The organism is Arthrobacter sp. LjRoot14, from assembly GCF_964253905.1.
Taxonomy (GTDB): domain Bacteria; phylum Actinomycetota; class Actinomycetes; order Actinomycetales; family Micrococcaceae; genus Arthrobacter.
Genome location: NZ_CAXURL020000001.1, coordinates 1,478,109 through 1,501,874, shown reverse-complemented (window position 1 = coordinate 1,501,874; position 23,766 = coordinate 1,478,109). Strand labels below are relative to the sequence as shown.

9 protein-coding genes are annotated in these 23,766 nt (G+C 66.6%); all 9 read right to left on the bottom strand.

What is annotated here, in order from left to right:
• Positions 1-32 precede the first annotated feature (32 nt).
• A complete protein-coding gene (locus ACSQ12_RS06725) occupies positions 33-1,778 on the bottom strand; it encodes a serine/threonine-protein kinase (protein ID WP_436064825.1) in 1,746 nt (581 codons plus the stop codon).
• Positions 1,775-3,583, bottom strand: coding sequence for an FHA domain-containing protein (locus ACSQ12_RS06720; RefSeq protein ID WP_436064824.1), 1,809 nt, complete (start codon positions 3,581-3,583; stop codon positions 1,775-1,777). The genes ACSQ12_RS06725 and ACSQ12_RS06720 overlap by 4 nt, the downstream gene beginning before the upstream one ends.
• Positions 3,570-4,565, bottom strand: coding sequence for a PP2C family protein-serine/threonine phosphatase (locus tag ACSQ12_RS06715; RefSeq protein WP_436064823.1), 996 nt, complete (start codon positions 4,563-4,565; stop codon positions 3,570-3,572). The genes ACSQ12_RS06720 and ACSQ12_RS06715 overlap by 14 nt, the downstream gene beginning before the upstream one ends.
• Positions 4,562-6,193 (bottom strand): RDD family protein, encoded by a 1,632-nt coding sequence (locus ACSQ12_RS06710; RefSeq protein ID WP_436064822.1) that lies wholly within the window; start codon positions 6,191-6,193, stop codon positions 4,562-4,564. Before ACSQ12_RS06710 ends, ACSQ12_RS06715 begins: the two co-directional genes overlap by 4 nt.
• Positions 6,190-8,793, bottom strand: a complete 2,604-nt coding sequence (locus tag ACSQ12_RS06705) for a transglutaminase domain-containing protein (RefSeq protein ID WP_436064821.1) — start codon at positions 8,791-8,793, stop codon at positions 6,190-6,192. The genes ACSQ12_RS06710 and ACSQ12_RS06705 overlap by 4 nt, the downstream gene beginning before the upstream one ends.
• Entirely contained in the window at positions 8,790-10,121 is a 1,332-nt protein-coding gene (locus ACSQ12_RS06700; protein ID WP_436064820.1) for a DUF58 domain-containing protein, read from the bottom strand. The genes ACSQ12_RS06705 and ACSQ12_RS06700 overlap by 4 nt, the downstream gene beginning before the upstream one ends.
• A 53-nt stretch (positions 10,122-10,174) precedes the next feature.
• Positions 10,175-11,146 carry an AAA family ATPase gene (locus ACSQ12_RS06695; RefSeq protein ID WP_436064819.1) on the bottom strand — a complete coding sequence of 324 codons (972 nt, stop codon included), beginning with the start codon at positions 11,144-11,146 and terminating at the stop codon, positions 10,175-10,177.
• 100 nt (positions 11,147-11,246) lie between these two features.
• Positions 11,247-17,351 (bottom strand): Ig-like domain-containing protein, encoded by a 6,105-nt coding sequence (locus ACSQ12_RS06690; protein ID WP_436064818.1) that lies wholly within the window; start codon positions 17,349-17,351, stop codon positions 11,247-11,249.
• A gap of 166 nt (positions 17,352-17,517) precedes the next feature.
• On the bottom strand, positions 17,518-23,685 hold the full coding sequence (locus tag ACSQ12_RS06685; protein WP_436064817.1) for an Ig-like domain-containing protein: 6,168 nt from the start codon (positions 23,683-23,685) through the stop codon (positions 17,518-17,520).
• Between the last annotated feature and the right edge of the window lie 81 nt (positions 23,686-23,766).

Here is a 23,766-nt window from a genome sequence, read left to right as displayed (position 1 = left end):
CAAAGGTCAATGCTTAACTTCAGGACTGCCGGTCACGACGGCATGCATGAGTATGCGTCCCGGCTGGTCATCGGAGACGCCGACCCGTCACTGCGGACAATCATGACCTTGATGCAGAAGAAATCCGCTTTGCCATAAGCCACTTCGGCCTGGGCCTCTTTGCTGGATTGGAAGGGCCCCTCCTCCTGACCGTAATTAGTCAGTTGCCACTTGTACGTGTCACCCGGTTTGGGCTGCGGGTTGGTCCACGTAAACCGGACTTTGCCTGCTTCCGTGACGGCCTTGATGTTCGTGACGTCCGGAACCGTCCCGTCCCCGATCGCATCCGCCGGCGGCTTGGAAACCTGTCCGGTGGGCTCAACCACCGGTTCCGGCCGGGATGCACCCAGCACCAATCCCACCACGACGGCGACGACGAGCACGGCGCCGCCCGCCACGGCCAGCCAGAGGTTCCGTTTGCTGTGGTCGGCCGGGTCCTCGGCCGTGGCCTCCTGCAGCGCCTGCGGCCTGTTGACCGTGGCGGCCACGTGCTCCTCGCCCCGGTCATTCCGGCCCGCAGGGGCGCCCTGCCATCCTGCCGGGCGGCCGGGAGCACCACGGTGGACGGTCGCGTCGTCGGCCGCATCGCGGCCAGCGCCGGGCCGCAGCCCCGACGCGACGCTCCCCCGCAGCATGGTGCCCTGCGACCAGTCATCGTGTTGGTCCGGACGGGCGCCCGGTCCGGGGACAGGCCCGGGAGCCGGCCCTGCCGGCGGTGCGGCCGGCACGACGGGAGTAAAGGCAGCGGGTCGTGTCCTGGCCGGGAACGTCGGAGCGTTCCCTGTCTGGTCGGGGTCCACCGAGGCGATGCTGCGGACCCGGGTTTCTTCGAAGCCGTCGTCCGGATGCTGTTCCTCGCCGTGTGCCTCCTCAAGGACCTCGAAGGGCGTGACTGAGAGATTCAGTTCGGCCTGGATCCGCTGCAGGGCCAGCGCGAAGGCATGGGCCGAAGAGTAGCGCGAGGCTGCCGACTTGGCCATCGCCGTGGCCAGCGCGAGTTCCAGCGATTCGGGAACGTCCGCACGCCCCAGCCGGGGCACCGGTGAGTTGGTGATCCGGGAAATCAGTTCACGCTGCGAATTATCGGCACCCGGCAGGACGAACGGCGACCGTCCGGCCAGAAGTGTGTACAGCGTGGCCCCGAGCGCCCAGACGTCCACCATCACGCCGTCCACCGGACCGTCCCGGAACTGTTCGGGCGGCGACCAGGGAATGGACATCCCGGCGTCCTCATCGGTATCGCTGCCGAGGGTGCCGGAGATGCCGAAGTCCGTCAGCGCCGGACGGTTGTAATCGGTCACCAGGATGTTGGCCGGTTTGATGTCGCGGTGGGCAATGCCGGCGCGGTGGGCGGTCTCGACGGCGGAGGCCACCTGGATCCCGACAGCAAGGACCTCGTCCACGCTGAACCGCTGGCGGCGGTATCGGACGTCCAGGCTGGGCCGGGAGCAGTACTCCATGGCCAGGTAGGAGTGGCCGTCTTCGGTGACCTCGGCCTCGAAGATGGTGACGATGTAAGGGTGCGAAGACAGCTGCGCCATCAGGTTCGCTTCGGATTCGAAGCGGCGCCGGGCACCCTCTGTCTTCAGGTCGGAGAGAAGCACCTTGACGGCCACCTTGCGGCGCGGCCTGTCCTGTTCATACAGGTAGACGTCGGAGAAGCCGCCCGAACCCAGCAGGCTGACATACGTGAATCCTGGAATGGCGGGCGGCGGGGCTACGGGCCGCTTGGTGCTCATAGAATCTCCTCGAACCGCAGCGACACGTCATCGCCGAGTTCTGCAATATCACCGTCAAGAAGGATGGCCATTTCGTTCTGGGCGAGGCGCCGGGGCGGTTGCCCCTCCCGAACCAGGACGGTTCCGTTCGTGGCCTTGAGGTCGCACAGCATCACGTGCCAGCCTTCGAGGCGGACCTCAACATGGGACCGGGAGATGTCACCGCTGGGACTGGCCACCTGGACGAGCCGCGGCATGCCTCCGCCCTGCACCCTGGAGACCGACGGCTGGCGGCCGATCACCAAGGACTGGTCCAGGTCGATCAGTTCGCCGGTTGATACCCGGACGCGCCCCAGCCTCGGCCTCCGGACCTGCACGGCGTCGGACGCAAGCGCCATGCCGCAGCCGGCGCACTGTGAATGCGTAGGCGGGTTGGCATGGCCCTGCGGGCAGACGCGGGCCAGGACCATGGGCCCGGTGGCCGGTTCGTTTCCGCCGGCCGGGGCTTGCACCTGAGGTGCGGTTCCGAGCCCGGCGAGGTCGCTCTTCATGATCGTTTGGCCGTCGTGGTCGCCTTCGAGTGCAGGCGGCAATGCGGCCGGGCTGCCCCGGTCCGGGATGTCATGGGATCCGACACCCGAGGCTGCCGGAACGAACGACGGCGGCCCGGAGGGCCGGGCGGGCTTGTCGCCACCGGTGTGCCAGGGAACGGAGTCGATCAGGCCGCCCTGGCCGGCAGGGATGAGCGGCTGGACGGGGGCAGGCTGCTGCTGCTCCTGCGCTGCCGCCGGCTGCTGATCGCCGACGCCGTCGACGGTTTCTTCCGGGCTGTCCGCCTCCGCGGCCACAGCCGCAGCGTCGGCCACGGAAGGCTCGTCCTCGGGCTCGTCCCGCACGGCGGCGTCCTCAATGCGCCGCACCACGGTCTTTTCCCACAGGTGGTCGTAACTGCCCGTCAGCTCGTTTGCGGGAACCGGATCCTGCGATTCAGCAGGAGCGGCGGCGCCGGGCACGTCCGCGCCGGGTACGTCCGAACCTGCCTCGTCGGCACCGGCCTCGTCCGATCCTGAGTCATCCGAACCTGTGTCGTCCGGCAGCACTGTGGCTTCGTCATCGGCATTTTCGAAGTCTTCGTCGGGTATGCCCATCACGGTTTCGGCGGATGCACCGTGTTCAGCCGATGCACCGCTTTCGGCAGCGACGGCTTCGACGGGCACGTCTTCAACGGGCACGGCTTCAACGGGCACGTCGGGGACCGGTTCGGATGCGGGGATCTCGACGGGCAGCATGACCGGGAGCCGGACGGAGTCCTGCTCCCGTGGCGCGGGCAGCTCCGTCACGGGCACCTCAATGACGGGAGATGCCGGCCGGGACGGCCGGTCGCCGGGAACACGGCCCGCCGTGAGGCTCTGCAGCAGGACAACCCCCTCCCCGAGCGGGAGTTCAGCTGCACCGGCCCCGTCGCCCGCAACGGACACTGTGTACCATTCCGGTTCGCTGAGGCGCCGCTCGGTCCACGTGGTGACGTCGCTGCCGTTCAATTCCACTTCGCCTGCGGCGAGGTGTGCCGTCAGCTCGATGTCGCCGCGGAGGAAGACCCGAAGGGATTCCCGGAAGTCCACAATGCCGAACCAGGGAATCTGCGCCAGCGAGCCGGAGGAGGCGCTGGTCACTGCGTGAAGTACTTCGTGGACCTCAGGCTCGCCGCCCAAAAGTTCCCAGAGCGAGTCCACGAGCGCGGGTGGCGTCGCGGGCGGCAGCAACACAGCGGTCCCCGCCCGGACCACGCCAAGCCAGGTTCCCGGGGTGTAGCTACTTGAGACCATCGTGGCGGCCCTCTGTGTCGGTCACGGAGTCGCTCGCGGGGTCCGGCGCGTCCGCGGGCAGGACGTCACCGGGAGCCTCGGGAAGCTCTTCGGTGTCCACTTCAGTAATGTCCTGGACTTCGGTACTGTCCAGCGCCTGGGCGCGGGGCAGGGTGTCCTCATCTTCGACGCCCGCGGCGGGCCGGGGCGCGGTGTCCGTTCCGGCGTCGTTCATTACGTTCTTGGCGTCCACAACGATCACGGTGACGTTGTCCCGCCCGCCGCTGCGCAGCGCGGCCTGGATCAGCGCGTCGACGGCGTCCTGGGGGTGGCCGACGGTGCTCAGGATGCGGAACATGTGATCGTCCGTGAGCTCGGCGTTCAGCCCGTCGGAGCAGATCATGATGCGGTCGCCTTCCTCGACGGGCAGCAGCCAGTAGTCCGCTTCCGTCTCGTCGCCGGTGCCCAGGGCGCGGGTCACCACGTGCCGGCGGGGGTGCACCGCGGCCTGTTCCCTGGTGATCTCACCGGCGTCCACAAGCTCCTGGACTTCGGAATGGTCAACCGTGACCTGCGCGAACTCGCCCTGGCTCAGCCGGTAGGTCCTGGAGTCGCCGATGTTCATGACCAGCCAGTACGGCGCACCCATCTGCTCGACAACCACTACTCCGGAGAGGGTGGTGCCGGCCCGGGACCCGGTGGCGGTGCGGATCCGTTCGTCGGCGCTGACCAGGTACTGCTGGACGACAGCGGCCGTGGCTGTCCTCTCCCCCGTGGCCAGCTGAGGCATTCCGGCGAGTGTCCGGACGCAGATTCCGCTGGCGATTTCGCCCGCTTCGTGGCCTCCCATGCCGTCCGCGACGGCGAACACGGGATCGGACGCAATGAAGGAGTCCTCATTGAGTTCCCGGCGGAGGCCACGGTCGGTACCGTAGCCGCAGCTCAGTTGGAGTCCGGGCTCCCTGCCCGTTGCGGAGGTGGCGGCTGCCGGCTGGGGATTCATGCCTGTCCTAGGTGGAAGGTGCGGTCACCGAAGTGCACGGTGGACCCTGGGCGTACGTAGGCGGGTTCCCCGGCCTGCAAAGCAGTTCGGATGCCGTCCGGAGTGGTGACGGCGCTGCCGTTGGTTGAGTTGCGGTCGGTGACCCAGACTCCCCCGTTGTCCGCACGAAGGTGCAGGTGGGTCTTGGAGATGGAACGGCCGGGATCGGCCACAGCCAGCAGCTGCGCAACGTGTTCGCCCGGAAGGCCGCCCGGATTCCGGCCGATGAGTACCGACTGATCCAGCTCGAAGTCGCGGCCGTCGTCCAGCCTGATCCGCAGCACGGCCACCGGCGCCGGCACGGTCTGCCCGCGCATCTGCGTCCGGTCGTGGTCGTCGTCGGGGTGGAGGGCCCACCCCTGCGAGGGCATCTGAACTGACGGGTTCTGAACGGCCGGGTCCGGCAGGGTCCTGGTCGGAACGGGCTCCGGCGCCGGCTGCGCCCGGACCGGGGCGGGCGCCGCAGACGGGGCGGGGGCAGATGCGGCGGGGCCTGCCAGCGGCTGGGGCACGGCAGGCGGCTGCCACTGGTTCGGGTTCAGGGGCGGCTGCGGGATGGCGACAGGCTGGTTGAACCCGTGCTGCGGCTCCGGGGCGTGCACGGGCACGGCCTGGGGCGGCCTTGCGGCCGCACCCGCAACAGGCGACGAGACCTGCTGCACGGGGGGCAGGTCCAGCGGCGCGAAACTGTAGGGGCCCTGGATTCCCCCGGTGGTCAGGGGGTTCCGGCCGGCGTTGACATCAAACATGAGGGTCTTGGCTGCGGTATCGTGCCAGCCCCTGAGCTTGCCGTTCTTGTCCCAGGAGTTGGACACCACCACGATGACGGCCCACGCGACACCCAGCAGGGCCAGGGGTGCGAGGATCCACAGGGCCGCCTCGAACCACTTGAAAATCACCACGAGCACTGCTGCCACAACCGTCAGGAGGATCCCTGCCCCGGTGATGAGGCCGCGCAGGAACAGGGCGCCGGCACCCGGGGCGTAGCCGTCCTGGTCCGTGCTGCGGATTCCCATCAGCCGGTTGCCGATCGTCGTGCCGGAGCGGCCCTCAATTCCGAGCAGCACCAGGATATAAATCACGGTGATGCCGACGGCGATCCCGCCCAGCAGGACCAGCATCCCCGTGTCGTAGATGATGAAGCCGCCGCTCTGGGTGCGGGTGATGCTGGCGAATCCCACGGTGAACATCACGACGAGAAGCACGGCCGGTCCCACCCAGTCGAGCACCGCGGCGCCCAGGCGTCGTCCGGCCGCCGCAGGAACCACGTCCAGCTTGCCACCCATTCCGGTACCTCCCCCTTGTACGTGCCCGCCATGTGCCTGGGCTGTTTGTCCATAGGCGCCGGCTCCGACGCCTATGGCACCGGGCCCGGCCGCTTCCGTCCGGGCCTGCACTACGGGGATACTACCGGGGATCGGGCTGCCGTGCGCGGCGGCCCGCTCCATCAGCTCCCGCTGCGAGTGGTCGATGTTGCGGTCATTGCGGGCGGCCCGGTTGCTCAGCGGGGCACCACAGGCAGGGCAGAACGTCGCTCCGGGACGGATCAACTGCTGGCAGCGCTGGCAGCGCTCGGCGTCATGCGTCATTGTTCGTTGCGGTTCTCTCTCAGATCGCGCCTCAGCACGGTGTGTTCATTCTCCGGTCCGGATGGTGCCGGTGCCGGCCCCGATGGTGCCGGCCCCGGTCCGGGAGCCGGGACATCCGGCTGGCCGGCAGCCTGGCCGGGCGCCGGAGACGGACCGTCAACCACCCTACCTGCGGGATCAGCCTTTGCCCTCCGGCCAAGCCTGAGGCCTCGGAGGCTGAGTGCGGTCCGGCCGTCGGACAGGAGGGAGCGCGGCGAGAAGCGGGCAGCCTGCCGTCTCCAAAAACCGACCGTTGCTGTCATCTCCTTCAGCGAGCCGTCCACAATGGTCCAGTACTCCCGGACCTCCGCTTCGCTCGGCTGGCCGGCACCGAAAATGGAGGCATCAGCGCGGCGGGCCAGCAGGGTGGTGGTGCCCGCCGTTCCCGGAAAAGCCTCACCCAGGACGACGGCGGACTCCCTGCGTGTGGACCGGGTATCGATGGCGGCTCCCATATCCGTTGCGAGGCTGACCACTTCGTTCCAGCCGCCGCCGACACGCTGGGCGGGGTGCCCGTCGGAGAACCGGGCCTTGCGGCGCCGGCTCTTAAGCAGCGCGATGAGCAACAGCGGCAGCGCCAGGATGCCGATGGGGATCAGGGCAATTCCAATCGCCGCGAGGATAGGTCCCCAGAACAGCCAGGGATTGTTCTTCTTCTGGTCAGCGTCCAGTGCGTCCGGGGACGAGTCCGGCGGCAGGTCTGCCGGCTCCTGCGGCGGAGGCGGCGGCTGCAGGACCTGCGGCTTGGGCTTGGACTTGTTCTCCGGGTCCGGCGGAATCGGGACGTTGTCCTTGGGCGGCGTGGGGTCGAAGGACACCCAGCCGACGCGGTCGAAAGCGACCTCAACCCAGGCGTGGACGTCCTTGCCGGTGATTTTGACTTCGCCGGCTCCATTCTCCGGGCCTTTGGGGTCCGGGTAGAAGCCCATCACCACGCGTGACGGGATTCCCAGGTGCCGGAGCATCAGGGACATGGCCACCGCGTACTGTTCGTCGTCGCCCAGCATCTGCTTGGCGGTCAGCAGGCTGCGGATGCGTGCCGAGCCGTGCCCTGAGACGCTGGGCAGCTGGCCTTCGTCGATCAGGCCGTTGCTGAACGCGCCCTTCTTCTGGAAATGGGCCTCGATCTGCCGGACGCGGTCGATTGCCGTCGGGGCGTCTGCTGACAAATCGTTGGCCTGCGAGCCGACCACGGGCGGCACTTCAGCTGCATCCGGGAGTGCCACCTTTGCAAAGTCGTACTGCGTCAGCTGGCCATGTTCGAGCTTGGCGGGATCGGACACCTGGACACTGTACGCATCGCCTTTCGCGAGGCCCCTGGTGGTAACCGCAGTGTCCGTTCCGGAGTTGAAATAGAGCCCGGACGCGGCTCCGGACGATTCGCCGGTGAAGCTGATCCCGGTGGTGCGGCGGCCGCCCGGCAGGAAGTACCCCTGGTAGTCCTCGATGGTGATGTCCAGGGTGTAATCGTTGCTGGGCACAATACCGTCGGAGCCAGCCAGGGTGTTCAGGGACTTGGCATCCCCCACCTTGCTGAAGTTGCCGGAGCTGTCCGGGTCCATGTTGTAGTTGGTGCCGTTGAAGGCGTCCAGGGCAGCGAGCCGGACGCGTCCGTCCCGCGGGAGGCCCTTCACCACGAACAGGTTGTCGTCCTTCTTGTCCTTGACGAAGTTGCGGAAGCTCGCCAGCGGGGTGATGTAGTCCTTGGGGTCGAACGGCGGAACGATCACGTTTCGAAGCACCGTACGGTCATCGCCAGCGGTGACCAGGGGCGAAGCCACAGCCGTGATGGCAACGCAGGCGGCAATGACGCCGGCGGCGGAACCGAGCCTGCGCACTTTGGCGCGTCGGGCGGTTGCGGCATCGGCCTCAGGGCGGTTGACGGACACCTTGCGGGTGTCGCTGCGCCGGTGCGCGTCGCGGCGGAAGGTTGCCCACACCACGGCCACCACCGTGAGGGAGATGCCCCGCTCCACGTTGAGGAAGCCGGCGTTGGTGCTGAACGCGATACCGGTTACGAAGAGAACCAGGACGGGCAGGAGCGGCCAGTACGGGCTCTTCAGCCGCCAGGTCATGAGTCCCGCGGCCAGCGAGGTGAGGAGGGCACTGAGGAACGGGACAATGAGCATCCCGCCAGCGGTGCCTACCGGAACACCCACGGTGAGCATGTCCTTCCAGGCAAAGACGACGCCAAGCAGAAGGGTCCGCAGTGACTCGAGCGTCGGGACAAAGCCGGCGATGGCCGCGTCCGGCACGGCGAGAAGTGTTCCAAGAACCAGGTAGGAACCGAGCACGGCGGCGGCGGTGATGAGCGTGCCGAGCCTGAAGTGGGCGTTAGCCGCGGCAATGCCAAGGCCCAGCAGGATGCCGCCGAATCCGGCGATCAGATAGTAGGGGTCGCCGCCGAAGCTCAGGCTGAAGCCAAGGACCCCCAGCCCCAGCAGGACAACCAGGGCGCCGGCGTCGAGCGCGAAATGCCAGGCCGGCTGGCCGTCGCTGAAAGCGGACGGTTGTGATTGCGCGGGCTGCCTGCGCGGGCGGAATGCGGGCGCGGAGCTCATGCAGCCGCCTTTCTGAGGATGATGGCGAGGTCGGACAGGTCCCCCAGCGTCAGGACTGTCAGGTCCGCGATGTTGGCACGTGCCGGCGCGGCCCCGGTCTGGAGGCGGACGGCGAGGCTACGCACTCCCGGCGGCACCGACGCGGCTGCCGAACGAAGCTGGGCAGGTGTGACGCGGCTGCCCACCACGAAGAAAACCACCGAAGCGTTGGGGACCGTGTCCGCCAGCGTCCGGGCAAGGTCGACGGCGGTCTTGCGCATCGGCGTGCCCACGATCCGGGTCATGTCGTCGAGCATGTTCCGGCCGGTTTCACACCGGAGGGGACCATTCTGGGTGAGGACATCGAGTTCGCGCTGTTCCCGGATGGCCTGGCGCCCGATGGACGCGGCGGCGGAAATGGCCATCTCAAACTCCTGTTCGGAGTCGTACTCGTCGGTGTTGATGGACAGCGAGATGGCGAGGTGGGCGCGGCGGGTCTCTTCAAACTGGCGAACCATGAGCTTGTTGGTCCGTGCGGTGGTCTTCCAGTGGATGTGCCGGCGGTCGTCGCCCGGTACGTAGTCGCGAAGGGCGTGGAACGAAACGTCGGCGCTGGACAGGTCGGTGGTGGGCATGCCCTCCAGGTCGCGGATGAAGCCTGCGGCGGAACCGGCCAGGGCAACGGTCCGCGGGTGCACGTAGAGGTCTTCCGGTTCAGTCCAGAGCACCTGCCGCCGCAGCAGGTGCAGGGGGTCGGCCCGGACGGAGCGCACCGGGCCAACCACAATGACGGCCCGGCGGGCCGTGGGGATGGTGAACAGATCCTCGTGAACCTGCTGCGGTTTCATCCGGGGCAGGTGGAACACTGCGGTGGCGGCTCCCACGGGGAGCTCCAGCGCAGCGGGCAGAAGGGGGCGTGCCGAGGTGTTGGAGACCGCGATGCTTCCGACGGCGCTGTCCCCCACGGCCACCCTTGTCCTGGCGAGGTCCAATACCACCCCGTAGGAGGAGCGTCCCAGGATGAACCCGACGGCAAGGACGAAGAGGACGAAGGCCGCCACGGCAGCCGCCTTCGCCTCCTGCCAGCCGTAGGACTGACCGACGCTCCACAGCAGGATGGATGCGGCCAGGACGGACCAGCCCAGGACGCTCACGACCGAAAGAACCGGCCACACGTACTTCAGCCAGAGTTCCCGGACCTTGGACCAGGCGGGCGCCAGTGCGAGGCCGGCCGTACTGACGGCCTCTGACCACATGGCGGCGGGGTGCAGACGGGCAGCTTTCCCGTCACCTGAAAACGGCCTTTTCAGGCGTTCAGCAAGCCGGGTCAACGGAGTGCTGCTGGACATATCTGTGCCTTTGTTCGCGCGGTGAATGTGCCGGAATGTTGCAGGGGCACCATTTAGACGGCGGCGCGCTGCTGCGGGGCAGCGACGTCCGTCAGAACACGGGCCAGCACGGCCTCCGCGGTGGCGCCGGAGAATTCCGCTTCCGGGTCCATCACAAAGCGGTGGGTCCAGACCACGCTGGCGAGGTCCTTGACATCATCGGGCAGGACGAAGTTGCGGCCTTGGCTTGCAGCCCAGACCTTGGCCGCCCTGACCATGGCCAGGGCACCTCGGACCGAGACGCCGAGCCGGGTCTCCGGTGCGTTGCGGGTCTCCTCGCACAGCCGGGAGATGTACTCCAGCACAGCGGTGTCCACGTGGGTGGTGGCGGCGAGGTCGGCCATGTCGGCGATGGCCTGGGTGGTGATGACCGCGGAGAGCTCCTTGGACCGGTCCTTGAGGTTGGCGCCACCCAGCAGCTGCACTGTGGACGCGTGATCCGGGTAGCCGATGGACGTCTTGATCAGGAAGCGGTCCAGCTGGGCTTCGGGCAGGCGGTAGGTGCCTGCCTGCTCGATCGGGTTCTGGGTGGCCATCACCATGAACGGCCGGCCGGCCTCGTAGGTGGTGCCGTCCACCGTGACCCGCGATTCCTCCATGACCTCCAGGAGTGCGGACTGCGTCTTGGGCGAGGCCCGGTTGATTTCGTCCGCCAGCACGATGTTGTTGAAGATGGGGCCCTTGTGGAACTCGAACTTCTGCGTCTTCTGGTCATAGATCGTCACGCCCGTGACATCCGACGGCAGAAGGTCCGGAGTGAACTGGATGCGGTTGTTGGAACCTTGCACCGTCGCCGCGAGGGCCCGGGCCAGCGATGTCTTTCCGGTGCCCGGCGCATCCTCGAAGAGGACGTGCCCTTCGGCGAGCATGGCCATGAAGGTCAGGCGGATGACGTGGGACTTGCCCAGCACAGCCTGTCCTACATTGGCAACGAGCTTCTCGAACGTTCCTGCAAACCAGTCGGCCTGCTCAGTTGTCATGGTCATGGGTGAATCCTCTTCCGGGTTCGGGTGAATCTTCGGGCCGTTGCCCGCTTAGTCCAGCGATTAGTCTAATTGTTGTTGTTGGCGCCGTCATGACCGCGCCCTACCGCCGCGGCATGCCTCCCGGCGGGTTGGTGCCTAGCGACGTGGTGTCGCCGCGCGCGAAGTTGCCGCCGGCCGCTCCCGAGGTGAGGTGGTACCAGACCCGGCCGCTCCACACCACGTAGTAGTCCGCCTGCGCGGTGTAGCCCGTGTCGAACCAGCGGCCAGGGCTAAGGCATTGGTCCGGGTTGGAATTACGGTAGCTGTTGGTGCTGCTGTTCGGCTCCGTGCAGGTTCGGACCGGAGTAGCCCGGATGTCCCACGACGTCGGGGCCGGGGGCGGTGGTTCCGCTCCGCTCCGCGAGGTATCGCTGCCGATGCGCCCGGGCTGGTTGGCGCTGATGGCGCGGACCCGCAGCGTGTGGGTCTCGCTGAAGCCCACACTCTTGGAGAAGGACCGCTGGTCGGTGTTGACCCATCCGCCGCCGTCCAGGCTGTACTGGTAGCCCGTCACGGCACGGCCGTTGCCGCTGGGCTGGTTCCAGTTCCAGGAAACGGTCCTGTCTCCCACCCCGCTGCTGTTGCTGCCCGTCACGGTCGGCGCGAAGGCGAGCCCGTAGGGGTTCACCACGTTTGATGGAGGGCTTGCATCGCCTGCGGTGGAACTGCGGGACGAGACAGCCCACACGACGACGGCGGTATCGGTGCCGTTGGCTGCCGCGACAGTTCCGCCGCCGGCGGCGATGTTGCCGCTGCCGCCGCCCGATGTCAGCCGGTACTTGTAGGTGATCTCACCGGGAGTCGATCCGTTCCGCTGGGCATCGGTCAGGACGGGGAACCTGACATCGATCTTCCCGCCGTCGCCGCCCGTGTCCTTCAACGTCGCGGTCGGTTGGCCCACCATGTCCGGCTTGCCCACCGCCCGGACGGCCGCGGACTGCGCGCTCGTGCCGGAGGTGCCCGCCTTGTTGGTGGCCGACACGGTGAAGGTGTACCCCGACTCGGAGTTGTCCACCGTGACGTTCTGCGACGTCCCGGACACCTGCTGGGTGGTCACGACGGCACCGCCCCTCAAAGTGGTCAGCGTGTAGGCAGAGATGGCGTCGCCGTTGTTGTTCGGGGCCGACCAGGTCACTCTGAGCTGGCTCTGCGTTCCGACAGACTGCGCCGCCGTCGCGCTCGGTGCGGCCGGGGTGACCGGGACGCCGGCGGGGGTTTCCGCGGCGGAGTAGGCACTCCACTCGGACGGCTCCTTGGCATCATTGCGTGCCAGGACCCGGACCTTGTAGGCGACCCCGTTCTGCAGCCCCTTCCAGACGTAGCTGAGCGAGGTCAGGTTCTGGATCTGGGCGTTCTGCCCGGCCGGGGCCGGAGAGATCTCCAGGTCGTAGGACTTGACCGGCGAACCCTTGCTGGCCGGGGCCGTCCACGTTACGGAGAGCTGTTTGTCGCCGAACTTGAGCGCAGGCGCAACGGGGGTGTCGGGTTTGACGTCCGGGCGGACCTCGGCTGACGCCGGTGACCGCTCGGATTCACCGAACTCGTTCGTGGCAGTGACCTGGAAGTGGTACTTCGTGTTGTTGGTCAGGCCTGTGAGCGTGCAACTGTTGGCCGGGCAGGCCTGCTGGAAGCCGCCCTCACCGTACACCGTGTACTTGGTGATGGGCGAGCCGCGGTCCGCAGGTGCCGTCCAGTTGAGCAGCGCGGTCTGGTCGCCCACGCTTTGGGCCTGCGGCGTGGCCGGAGGCAGCGGCTTGTCTTTGACCGTCAGCCGGACCCTGGCAGTGGCGTGCCGGGAGGTCTCCCCCGTCTTATCCTCCACCGTGTAGACCACAATCAGGGTCCCGGTGAAGCCTGAAGCAGGCGTGACGGTGACGTTGCTGCCGGCGACCTCCACGTTGCCGAGCCCGGTTTCGACGGACGCCTGCACGATCTTCAGCGGCGTCTCGGGGAACGGGTTGGAGTCGTTGGCGAGAACATTTACGGTCACGGGCTTACCCGCCGCCGCGTTGGGCTCGACGTCGTCGCTGGCCACCGGCTTCGGCCGGTTGGAGGCCGTGACGGCGAGCTGGAAGGTAGCCGTTGCTTCCAGTCCCCGCGGATCTTTCGCTTTGACCTGCACGGTGCCCGAGGTGCCGGTGGCCATGGCCCCGTCCACGGATGTCTTAAGCGTCTTGCCGTCGATGCGGGCATTGAAACCGGCCGGGCTGTCCCCCGCCAGCTCGTACTCCATGTTGTCCACGTCATCGCGGTCGGGGTCCGAGGTCAGCCGGCCCAGGTCGATCTCCGCGGACTCGCCCTTGGGCACGTCAACGGAGCTTCCCAGCAGCGTGGGCGGGTTGTTCCGGTTCGGGTCCGGCAGCACTTTGGTCCGGATGCTAAGGGTCGACTTCAGGCCGGCCGGGTCATCCGGTCCGCTGCCGTCGGTGACTTCGAAGCTGATGGAGCCCGGGCCCACGTAGTCCTGCCCGGCCGCGTAGTTGATCGCCGTGCCATTTCCGGCCACAGGGTCACCGCCGTCGGCGCCGATCAGCTTGATCCGGTCAGTCTGGGTGAGGCGGGGCGACCGTCCGTCACGGACCTTGACCCACTCTTTCAGGTCCACCGTCACGGACTGTCCGGCGATGACTTCGAGTACATCGTCCTTGGCAAGCGTCGGTACCTGCTGTCCGATGCCGGGCACCCAGATGATGGCGGTGGACTTCTGGCCGTCCACGTCCTCGACCGTGTAGGGGATCAGTTGGGGCTGCTCCGTCAGTTCCACCACCATGTTGCCGTCCGTTCCCGGCCGGGCAGTGGTGGCATCCGTGGCGATCTTCAGGTTCTCGCCCACACCGTCCGGGTCTTCGTCGTTCTTCAGCACGGGAACGTCCACGGCGGTCTTGCCCAGTGTCTGCGCGGACGTAACGCGGTCGTCCCTCGCGATGGGTGCCTTCAACGGCACGTCGTTCCGCACGTTCACCCGGATGGTGGCCTGCGCAGAGGCACCGCGGTCATCGACCACCGTGTAGCGGACGTTGACCGTCCCCTCGCTCGCCGGCGCCTGCAGGATGATGCGGCCGCTCGCCTTGCTCACGGTGGCCTGGAGTTCTGCGGGCGCCTCGATTCCGTCCGCAACGACGCCGATGGGGTCGCCGTCGGGGTCGGTGTCGTTCCCGATCGCGTCCACCGCAATCTGGCGGCCCGGACGGACCTGGACGTCGTCGTCAACAGGAGTGGGTTTCTGGTTCGCATCGCCGCGGGGCGCGATGCCCACGGTGACCGTGCCGGTATTGACGGCGCCTTGCCGATCCACCACCTTGTAACGGAAGGTGTCAGTGCCCGCGCCGTCGCCCGCCGCGGTGAAGTCGATGAAGTTGCTGCCGACAGTGGCAGTACCCATGTTGGGGGTGCTGTCGATGCCGGTCAACTGGACGGAGTCGCCGTCGGGATCGATGCCGTCCAGGTCCACCGGAATGCGGACCGACCCGGCGGCCACCACCCGGGCCGTCAGGTTCTTTGGCTGCGGCCTGGAGTTCTCGGCGGCTTCCAGCGGCAGGATGTGGATGGTGACGGCCGCGGCGCTCTTCTGGCCCTGCGGGTCCACGGCGTTATAGATGGCCCGGACCGTCTTGGGCTGCGGTCCGGCGATGAACCGCAGCGTGTTTTCGGAAACGAAGCTCTTGCCGTCCGCTTCCGCCACTGCCTGCGGCAGCACCGGATCCACCGTCAGTTTCTGGCCCTGCGGATGGGTGTCATTGGCCAGCACGGGAATGGTGACGACGTCGTTGACGCGGACGTTCACCTCGTCCGGTTTCGGCTGGGGTGCTTCCACGACGGCGGGCGCCGGCACCGGGACCACGGAGACGCTGCCGGTGGCGGATTTCCTGCCGTTGGACATCGTGTACTGGAACAGGAAGGGGTCCTTGGTGCCCAGCACGTCGGTGATACGCAGCACGCTGTGGTCGATCACGCTGACCGAGGCCGTGGTGTTCTCCGGAAGCTGGACCGACTGGAGCACCAGCACCCCGCCGGAGGGATCGGAGTCGTTGGCCAGCGGGTCGAGGAGCACGCTGCCGCCCGTGGGCATCAGGGCAACGTCATGGACTGCGACGGGGTCGCCGGTGTCCTTGCCTGATTCCACATCCACACGGATGAGTCCCTGGCTGCTCTGCGGACCATTGCTGGCGATGTATGTGAGGTAGACGGGACCGGCGGTCTCGCTGCGGAACGTAAACGTGCCGCCGTCGGTCACGGGGCCGAGTTCGGCGGGGCCTGACGCTTCCACCTGGGCGAGCCGGAGGGCTCCGCCGTTGGGGTCGACGTCGTTCTTCAGCGGTGCGATCACGAGGTCCTGGCCGACGACGGCGGTGACGTGGTCTGCGTTGACCACCGGCGTCAGGGCGCCCGGCGGCTGCACGTTCACCACCACCTGCCCGGTGGTGGTGTCACGGCCGTCCCATACGGACACCGTGACGGTCTTCTTGCCGGGTGCAGCCCCGGAATCCTGGTAGGTAAGCAACCCGTCGCGGCGGACCTTGACCTGGTCCTGCTCGTTGTCCGCCTTGGCGTCCAGCAGCACGAGGTCGTCGCCGTCGGGGTCGGTCCAGTCGGTCAGGATGTTCTGGCTGACGGTTTTGCCCTGCTCCACCAGCATGGTGGTGGGGTCGCCCCGCTTGAAGACTGGTGGTTTGTTCTCGTCAGCGCCGACGATGTTCAGGGAAACCTGCCCGCCGGCGGAGAGCCCGCGGCCGTCCGCCGCGTTGTAGCTGAACGTTTCAGAGCCGGGCTTGGCGTCGGCCGGTACCGTGATCTGGAAGGCTGTGCCGCCGTAGATGCTTTGCAATGTGCCCGACGTCGGCCCGGAACCGCCCACGGATGCCGTCAGGACGTCGCCGTCGGGATCGGAGTCGTTATCCAGCACGCTGAGGATGGTGGTGCGCCCGGGCCGCACGCCGACAGTGTCGGGTTTGGTTTCCGGCGGGCGGTTGGGCTTTGTGCGGTCCGGCAGGATGTTGATCGTGTTGTTGTCCGCGGACTCCTGGTCCTGGTCGTTGGACTGGTTCTTGGGCGGGACGACGTCGTCCCAGTTGTTGACCAGCTGCATGTTCTGGTTCACCAGCCACACATTGCCCGAGTTCACATCGTTCAACACCACCAGGTCCCGGTTCACCCGGAACACATACGACGGCGACGCACTCGCCTTCGGCACCTCAACGTTCTTGTCATCAGCATCATTCACACAATCACGGACATACTTGTTCGCCCCCGACCACGCCGCATGAACACACCCGCCCAGCTGCACCGGAGCCGCCGGAACACCCTCACCATCAAAGGACACCGTCTTCGCCGTCGAACCATCCAACGGCTGCTTCAACAACGCCTTCTGCGTCGCCACCGCCACCACATCCGACGCCGGACCGGACTGCTGCAACTTCGCATCCCGCGCGTTCTCCAGATCCAGCCCACGACCGCCCGGCAGGAACAACTTCCCCCGCCCCGCATCCAGGACCACCGGCTTATCCCCCACCACAGCCAGCTGCAGATCACCCGCACCCTTCAGACCGTCCCACGTGCCCGACTCTGACGACGTCGTCTCACCATTGGCATCAACAGCCGTCACAGTCACAACACCCGTCTTCGGATCCGCACTGTAAATCCGGTCATCCGTCCCGACAGCGGACACCAGGCCCTCCGAACCGACCACGGCAGGTTCAGTAGCTTCCTCATCGAAGCCGTTGACCGTTGACGGCGAAAGAGCCCACACCTTGCCCTTGGCCGCATCCGTCACCGAAATCACGGCAGAACCGAAACTAACATCAGCCGAACCCGGCAACTGCTTATCCCCGCCCAGCTGCATATTCGCCGGCGAGACCTGATTCAGAGTCGAGCCGGTCTCATCATCAACGAAAACGTTCCCGGAGTTCTGCAGGATATCGAACGTAGTACTCGCCGGCGTCACCGCACCATCCAGCACGCGCGACGGATAATTCAACCGCCCAACAGCGTTCTTGGTCTTACTGACCACCCACACACCGCCGTCATTCAACTCCACCTCAGTGGTCTTGAACCCCGGATAAATAATCGCACCAGCCACCAAAGCAGCACCCGCCACCGCAAAAGCGGTGCCCGAAACCAACTTTCTGCGGCGATCCCTGAGACCCAGCTTGCCGAACAGAGTAGTCACAAGTTCTCAAATCCCTCAAAATCGCAGCCGCCCCCAGGGCAGCGTTTCCAAAGACCCGGTACCGGGCTCTCTGTTTCCCGCGATAGCCTACCGAACCCGCCGCGGGACCGCGATGGGGAGCACTCCCCAACGGTACCCCGGGAGGTGGCGGTCCCGCGCCCGGATGTCAGCCGCATGGCGGGATCCCGAGGCTGTACGGCGCACCAAGCTGGGTGTGCCCCGCGATGACGTACCGGCCGACGTTTCGGTTGGATCCGAATTCCACTCGGTACCACTCGGTGTCCGCGGAGTTCGTCCAATTGTCGTTCTGGACGATGTAGCACTTCACCACGATGGTCTCACCGCTGTTCTTGTAGAACCACGGAGGCGTGTCGCCGTTGTTGACGCCGCCGCAGTCGAAGTAAGGGTTGGGGCGGTAGTCCGAGCCGCCGCGCGTGAAGGTGCAACTGCGGACAAAGTTCGGATCGGATGTCTTGATCCGGGTGGTCCAGACGCGTTGCGGCGGACCGGACTTCGCAGTTGCCGTGGCAGTCGCACCGAAGGTTCCTACCGAGTTGGCAGTCCGGACCTGGATGGAGTGCGGCTCATCGTAGTCTCCGGTATTGACCGTCCTGCTGCCGGAGGGGCTCACATCCTGCCATCCTCCGCCGTCGATGTTGATCTGGGTCTTGGCGACGTCGTTGGTGGAGGTCGACGGCGAGCTCCAGCTGAAGCTCAGGCTCTTCTGGTTCTCCGCCCCGTTCTGGCCCGACGCCGACGGCGTGCCCGGCGCTCCGTATGGCGTGGCCCTGGCTGCGGTACTGGCGTCGGAGCTTGGTGCCACGGTGGAGTTGGCCACCACGGTGATGGACGTGGAGTCACCATTCGTGAAGCCCCCCACGGTTTGCCCGGGCTTGATGGGGCCGCCTTGGCCGGTGCTGGCGTTGTAGCTGTAGCTGACTTCACCGTAGGCAGAGCCGTTGCGTTCGGCAGCGGTCAGCTCTTTGAAGTTGATGGTCACCTTCCGCCCTGCTCCCCCGGTGTCTGCCGGGGTAACGCTGACCCCGGAGACCTGGCCGAGTTTGCCGGTGGCGCGCCGCGGCGCGGAAGGCGGGCTAACGGCCCCCTTTCCCGCTTTGTTTTCGGCCTGCACCGTAAAGGTGTACTCAGCTTCGGAGTTGTTTGCCGTGAAGTTTGCAGTGCGCACTGTGCCCGCAATGGTCTGGGTCTGCGGCGCTCCGCCGCCTCCGCTCATCGTGACGAAGTAGTTCCTGATCGGATCACCATTGGTGTCGGGTTCCGACCAGTTAACGCGCAACTGGTTCGTGGTTCCGACCGCTGAGGCCACGGCCGACGTCGGCGCGGCCGGAGCCGCGGGCACCCCGGCAGGGTTGTCTTCGGACGAGTAGATGCCCCAGTCGGAGGGGCCAAGCTCGTTGACGGCCTGGGCGCGGACCTTGTAGCGCACGCCGTTGGTCAGTCCCGGCCAGGTGTAGTTCAAACCGGTGACCCCGTTCTTCACCGCGATACCGCTGGCCGGCGGCGGCGAAATCTCCAGGTTGTAGCTTTTGACGGCTGAGCCCTCGGTCTTCGCCGCAGGCCAGGCAATGACCATATTCTTGTCGCCGGCTTTCACCGTGGGTGCCTCCGGAGGCGAGGGTTTCTCGTCCGGCCTGATCTCGTTGGATGCCGCGGACGATTCCGATTCGCCGACTTCGTTGGTGGCGGTGACAGTGAAGACGTACTTGACGTCGTTGGTCAGGCCGCTGAGTGTGCAGGTGGTGGTGGGGCAGTCCTGGCTGAAGCCGTTGGACCGAACGGTGTATTTGGTGATCGCTGCGCCGTTGTCCGACGGCGGCGCCCACTTGAGCACGGCAGTGCGGCTGCGAACATCCGTGGCGGTCGGTGCCGAGGGGGCATCCGGCTTGTCCCGGACCGTGATGCGCACACGGCCGCTCGCCTGCCGGGAGGGGTCCCCGGTCTTGTCCAGCACGGTGTAGCGAATCACCATGACTCCCTTGGAGCCATCGGCAGGAGTGACTGTGATCGAGTCCCCGTTCACGGCAGGAGCACCGGCAGCAGAACCGGTTTCGACCGTGGCAGAGATGATCTTCAGCGGGGTTTCACCGAAAGGATTGAAGTCGTTGGCGAGGACGTTTATTGTCTCGGTCCGGCCGGCATTGGCCTTGTCGACGACATCCTCGTTGGCGGTTGGCAGTGGTCGGCTCGAGGCGACGACAGTGGCCGTCACCGCGGCCCTGACCGGGCCGGAGCGGCCGTCGGACACCTTCAGCGGGATGATCCCCTTGCGGCCTGCGGCCACGCCGGAGTCAGCGGTGAGCTTGAGCGTCTGCCCCTCAATGGCTGCCTTGAAACCTTCCGGCAGTGTGCCGTCCAGCTCGAAGGCAAGTTTCTCCTGGTCCCCGTCGTCCACGTCCTTTGCCAGGTTGCCCAGCTCCAGGCTGGCAGTTTCGGCCAGCGGCACCTCGAGGTCGGTTCCGCTGAAGGTGGGCTCGTGGTTGGCATTGGGATCCGGAACCACCCGGGTGATGACGGTCAGGGTGGACTTCAGACCCTGGGGATCGTCCGGACCGGAACCGTCAGTCACTTCAAAGGTGATGGAGCCGGGTCCCACGTAGTCCTTGAGCGCAGCGTAGCGCAGCGCATTTCCGTTGCCGGCGATCACGTTCCCGGTGTCCGCCCCCTGCACGCGGACCTTGTCCGCCTGGGTGATCCGGGCGGTGCGGCCGTCCCGGACGCGGACGTACTCGCCCAGGTCGATGGCGGCTTCCTTCCCTGCCATCACTTCCAGGACGTCGGTGCGGGCCAGGGTGGGGTACTGCTCTCCCTGACCGGGAACCCAGACGACCGCCGTCGCGCTTTGGCCGTCGACGTCGGTGACGGTGTACGGAACCAGCTGGTCATTCGGGACGAGGGACACGAGGACACTGCCGTCACCTCCGACGCGCGCGTTGGGGTTGCCGTCCGGCAGGGTGACCTTGAGATGGGCGGCGACGCCGTCGGGGTCCGAGTCGTTCTTGAGAACCGGGACGTCGACGGCGGATTTGCCCAGCGTCTCGGCCGGAGTGACCACATCGTCCTGCGCGACCGGGGACTTGAGCGCGGCATCGGGACTGACCCGTACCCGGATCACGGCACTCCCTTGGGCCTTCTTGTCGTCCTGGATCTTGTAGCTGACGCTCTCGTTGCTGGCGGCGCCGGGTGCCGTGAGCATCACTTTGCCCCCGTCGGCGCTCTCGACCCGGAGTTCGGGGCGCGCCTCGAAGCCGTTGGCCACCAGGCCGATGGGGTCCCCGTCAGGGTCCGAGTCGTTGCTGAGCGCGTCGACGGCGATCTGGCGCCCGGGGCGGACATCCACGGCGTCGTCCACGGCAATGGGCTTCTGGTTGTTGGCCTCCGGCGGGGCAATTCCGACAATTAAGGTGCCGGTGTTTTCGGCGCCGATCCGGTCCCGGACACGGTAGGTGAACGTGTCAGTGCCGGCGGCCGTTCCGGTGGCGGTGAACTCGAGATAACCATCTTTGACCACCGCAGTTCCCATCGCCGGGGCCTTGTCCACGCCGATCAGCTGGACGGAGTCGCCGTCGGAATCGATCCCGTCCAGCGGCACGGGAATCCGTACCACCATGCCGGCGACCACGCGTGCGGTCAGGTTCTTCGGCTCGGGACGGGTGTTCCGTTCGTCGTCGCGGGCACGGATGCGGATGGTGACCTGCTGGGAGTCCGACTGCCCGGATTCATTGGTGACCTTGTAGATCGCATAGACCGTCTTGGGAACGTCCCCGGCGATGAAGCGCAGGGTGCCGCCGGAACGGAACATGCGGCCGTCGGCGTCGTCGGGTTTCTGCGCCAGTTCGGGTTCAAGGGTGAGCTTGCCGCCGTTGGGGTCGGTGTCGTTCTCCAGCACCGGAATGGTGACAACGTCGCCCGCCCGGACCGATACCTCGTCAGGTTTGGCCTGCGGGGCCTGGAGCTTGGCCGGTGCTGGAACCACCAGCACCGCGATGTCTCCGCTGGCTGACGCCTTGCCGTTGGAAATCGTGTACTTGACGTTAAGCTGCCCCTCTGCCCGGATGTCGGTGATCCTGATGACCGAGTGGTTCAGCACCGATGCGCTGACCGGCTGGCCCTCGGCGGCTGTGACGGATTGGACCACCAGCACGCCGCCCGAGGGGTCCGAATCGTTGCCGAGGACGTCCACCAGCACACTGCCGCCGCTGGGCAGCAGGGCGGTGTCCCGGACGGCGACTGGGGCGCCGTCGCCGTCGCCGGGAACGACGTCCACGCGGACCAGCTGCTGTGCGCTGGCCGGGCCGTTGGTCACGAGATAGGTCACATAGTGGGCGCCCTCGGCAGTGGAGGTGAAGGTGAAGGTCTGCTGGTCCGCTCCCATGGTGGCAGTGGAGTTTCCGTCGGGAGTGACCTGGGCGAGCCGGAGCGCTCCGCCCTGCGGGTCCGAATCGTTCTTCAGCGGCGCAATGACCGTGTCCACGCCCGCGACGGCGACGATGTGGTCGGCGTTGGCGATCGGCGGAAGCGCTCCCGGGGCCCGCACATCCACGGTGACCTTGTCCTCGGCAGCGGACTGGCCGTCCGAGACCGTAACCGTGACTACTTTGCGGCCGGGCTCGGAGCCGCCGTCCTGGAAGCTGAGCAGTCCGTCCGGCCGGGCTTTGACCTGGTCCCGGGGATCGCTGCTGGAGGCGCTGACGACGTACAGGTCATCGCCGTCAGGGTCGATCCAGTCGGTCAAGATGTTCTGGCTGACGAGCTTGCCGGCCTGCACCACCAGGGAGGTGTTCCGGTTCGGCTTCCGGCGGGGGGCCGAGTTCTCCCCCGGCGGGATGATGTTGAGGGTGACATCCGAGGAGGCGCTGAGGCCGCGGCCGTCGTCCACGGAGTATTTGAATGTCTCGGAGCCGGTCTTGTCCGCCGGCACGCTGACCTGGAAACCGGTGGAACCGTAGATCGGGGCCAGGACCCCGGAGTTGATGGGGTCCGGGGCGCGGACCGTGAGGATGTCGCCGTCGGGGTCGGTGTCATTGTCCAGGACGGGGAGGATGGCGGTTTTGCCCGCGCGGACTCCGAAGGTGTCAGGTTTGGCAACCGGCGCGCTGTTAGGTTTTGTGCGGTCCGGCAGGACGGTCTGCTGCACTTCATCGGCGGAGTCCTTGTCCGCGTCGTCCGAGGTCTGCTGCGGCGGGATCACGTCGTCCCAGTTGTTGACCAGCTGCATGTTCTGGTTCACCAGCCACACATTGCCCGAGTTCACATCGTTCAACACCACCAGGTCCCGGTTCACCCGGAACACATACGACGGCGACGCACTCGCCTTCGGCACCTCAACGTTCTTGTCATCAGCATCATTCACACAATCACGGACATACTTGTTCGCCCCCGACCACGCCGCATGAACACACCCGCCCAGCTGCACCGGAGCCGCCGGAACACCCTCACCATCAAAGGACACCGTCTTCGCCGTCGAACCATCCAACGGCTGCTTCAACAACGCCTTCTGCGTCGCCACCGCAACCACATCCGACGCCGGACCGGACTGCTGCAACTTCGCATCCCGCGCGTTCTCCAGATCCAGCCCACGACCGCCCGGCAGGAACAACTTCCCCCGCCCCGCATCCAGGACCACCGGCTTATCCCCCACCACAGCCAGCTGCAGATCACCCGCACCCTTCAGACCGTCCCACGTGCCCGACTCTGACGACGTCGTCTCACCATTGGCATCAACAGCCGTCACAGTCACAACACCCGTCTTCGGATCCGCACTGTAAATCCGGTCATCCGTCCCGACAGCGGACACCAGGCCCTCCGAACCGACCACGGCAGGTTCAGTAGCTTCCTCATCGAAGCCGTTGACCGTTGACGGCGAAAGAGCCCACACCTTGCCCTTGGCCGCATCCGTCACCGAAATCACGGCAGAACCGAAACTAACATCAGCCGAACCCGGCAACTGCTTATCCCCGCCCAGCTGCATATTCGCCGGCGAGACCTGATTCAGAGTCGAGCCGGTCTCATCATCAACGAAAACGTTCCCGGAGTTCTGCAGGATATCGAACGTAGTACTCGCCGGCGTCACCGCACCATCCAGCACGCGCGACGGATAATTCAACCGCCCAACAGCGTTCTTGGTCTTACTGACCACCCACACACCGCCGTCATTCAACTCCACCTCAGTGGTCTTGAACCCCGGATAAATAATCGCACCAGCCACCAAAGCAGCACCCGCCACCGCAAAAGCGGTGCCTCGAAGAATCCGTGCACGCCGATGGTTCGGCGTCGGTTCCGCGTTGGGCGTCACGGATCGAAATGGCCGTTTCATTACTGGTCTTCCCCCACGAGAAATGCATTCCGGGCACGCTAAGACCCACTGGAAACGTAGCCGGGTCAATCCGACCATGTC

What these genes read in the sequence shown, in the direction of transcription:
- ACSQ12_RS06725 (WP_436064825.1), bottom strand. Translation starts at nt 1,778, where the DNA reads ATGAGCACCAAGCGGCCCGTAGCCCCGCCGCCCGCCATTCCAGGATTC.
- ACSQ12_RS06720 (WP_436064824.1), bottom strand. Translation starts at nt 3,583, where the DNA reads ATGGTCTCAAGTAGCTACACCCCGGGAACCTGGCTTGGCGTGGTCCGG.
- ACSQ12_RS06715 (WP_436064823.1), bottom strand. Translation starts at nt 4,565, where the DNA reads ATGAATCCCCAGCCGGCAGCCGCCACCTCCGCAACGGGCAGGGAGCCC.
- ACSQ12_RS06710 (WP_436064822.1), bottom strand. Translation starts at nt 6,193, where the DNA reads ATGACGCATGACGCCGAGCGCTGCCAGCGCTGCCAGCAGTTGATCCGT.
- ACSQ12_RS06705 (WP_436064821.1), bottom strand. Translation starts at nt 8,793, where the DNA reads ATGAGCTCCGCGCCCGCATTCCGCCCGCGCAGGCAGCCCGCGCAATCA.
- ACSQ12_RS06700 (WP_436064820.1), bottom strand. Translation starts at nt 10,121, where the DNA reads ATGTCCAGCAGCACTCCGTTGACCCGGCTTGCTGAACGCCTGAAAAGG.
- ACSQ12_RS06695 (WP_436064819.1), bottom strand. Translation starts at nt 11,146, where the DNA reads ATGACCATGACAACTGAGCAGGCCGACTGGTTTGCAGGAACGTTCGAG.
- ACSQ12_RS06685 (WP_436064817.1), bottom strand. Translation starts at nt 23,685, where the DNA reads ATGAAACGGCCATTTCGATCCGTGACGCCCAACGCGGAACCGACGCCG.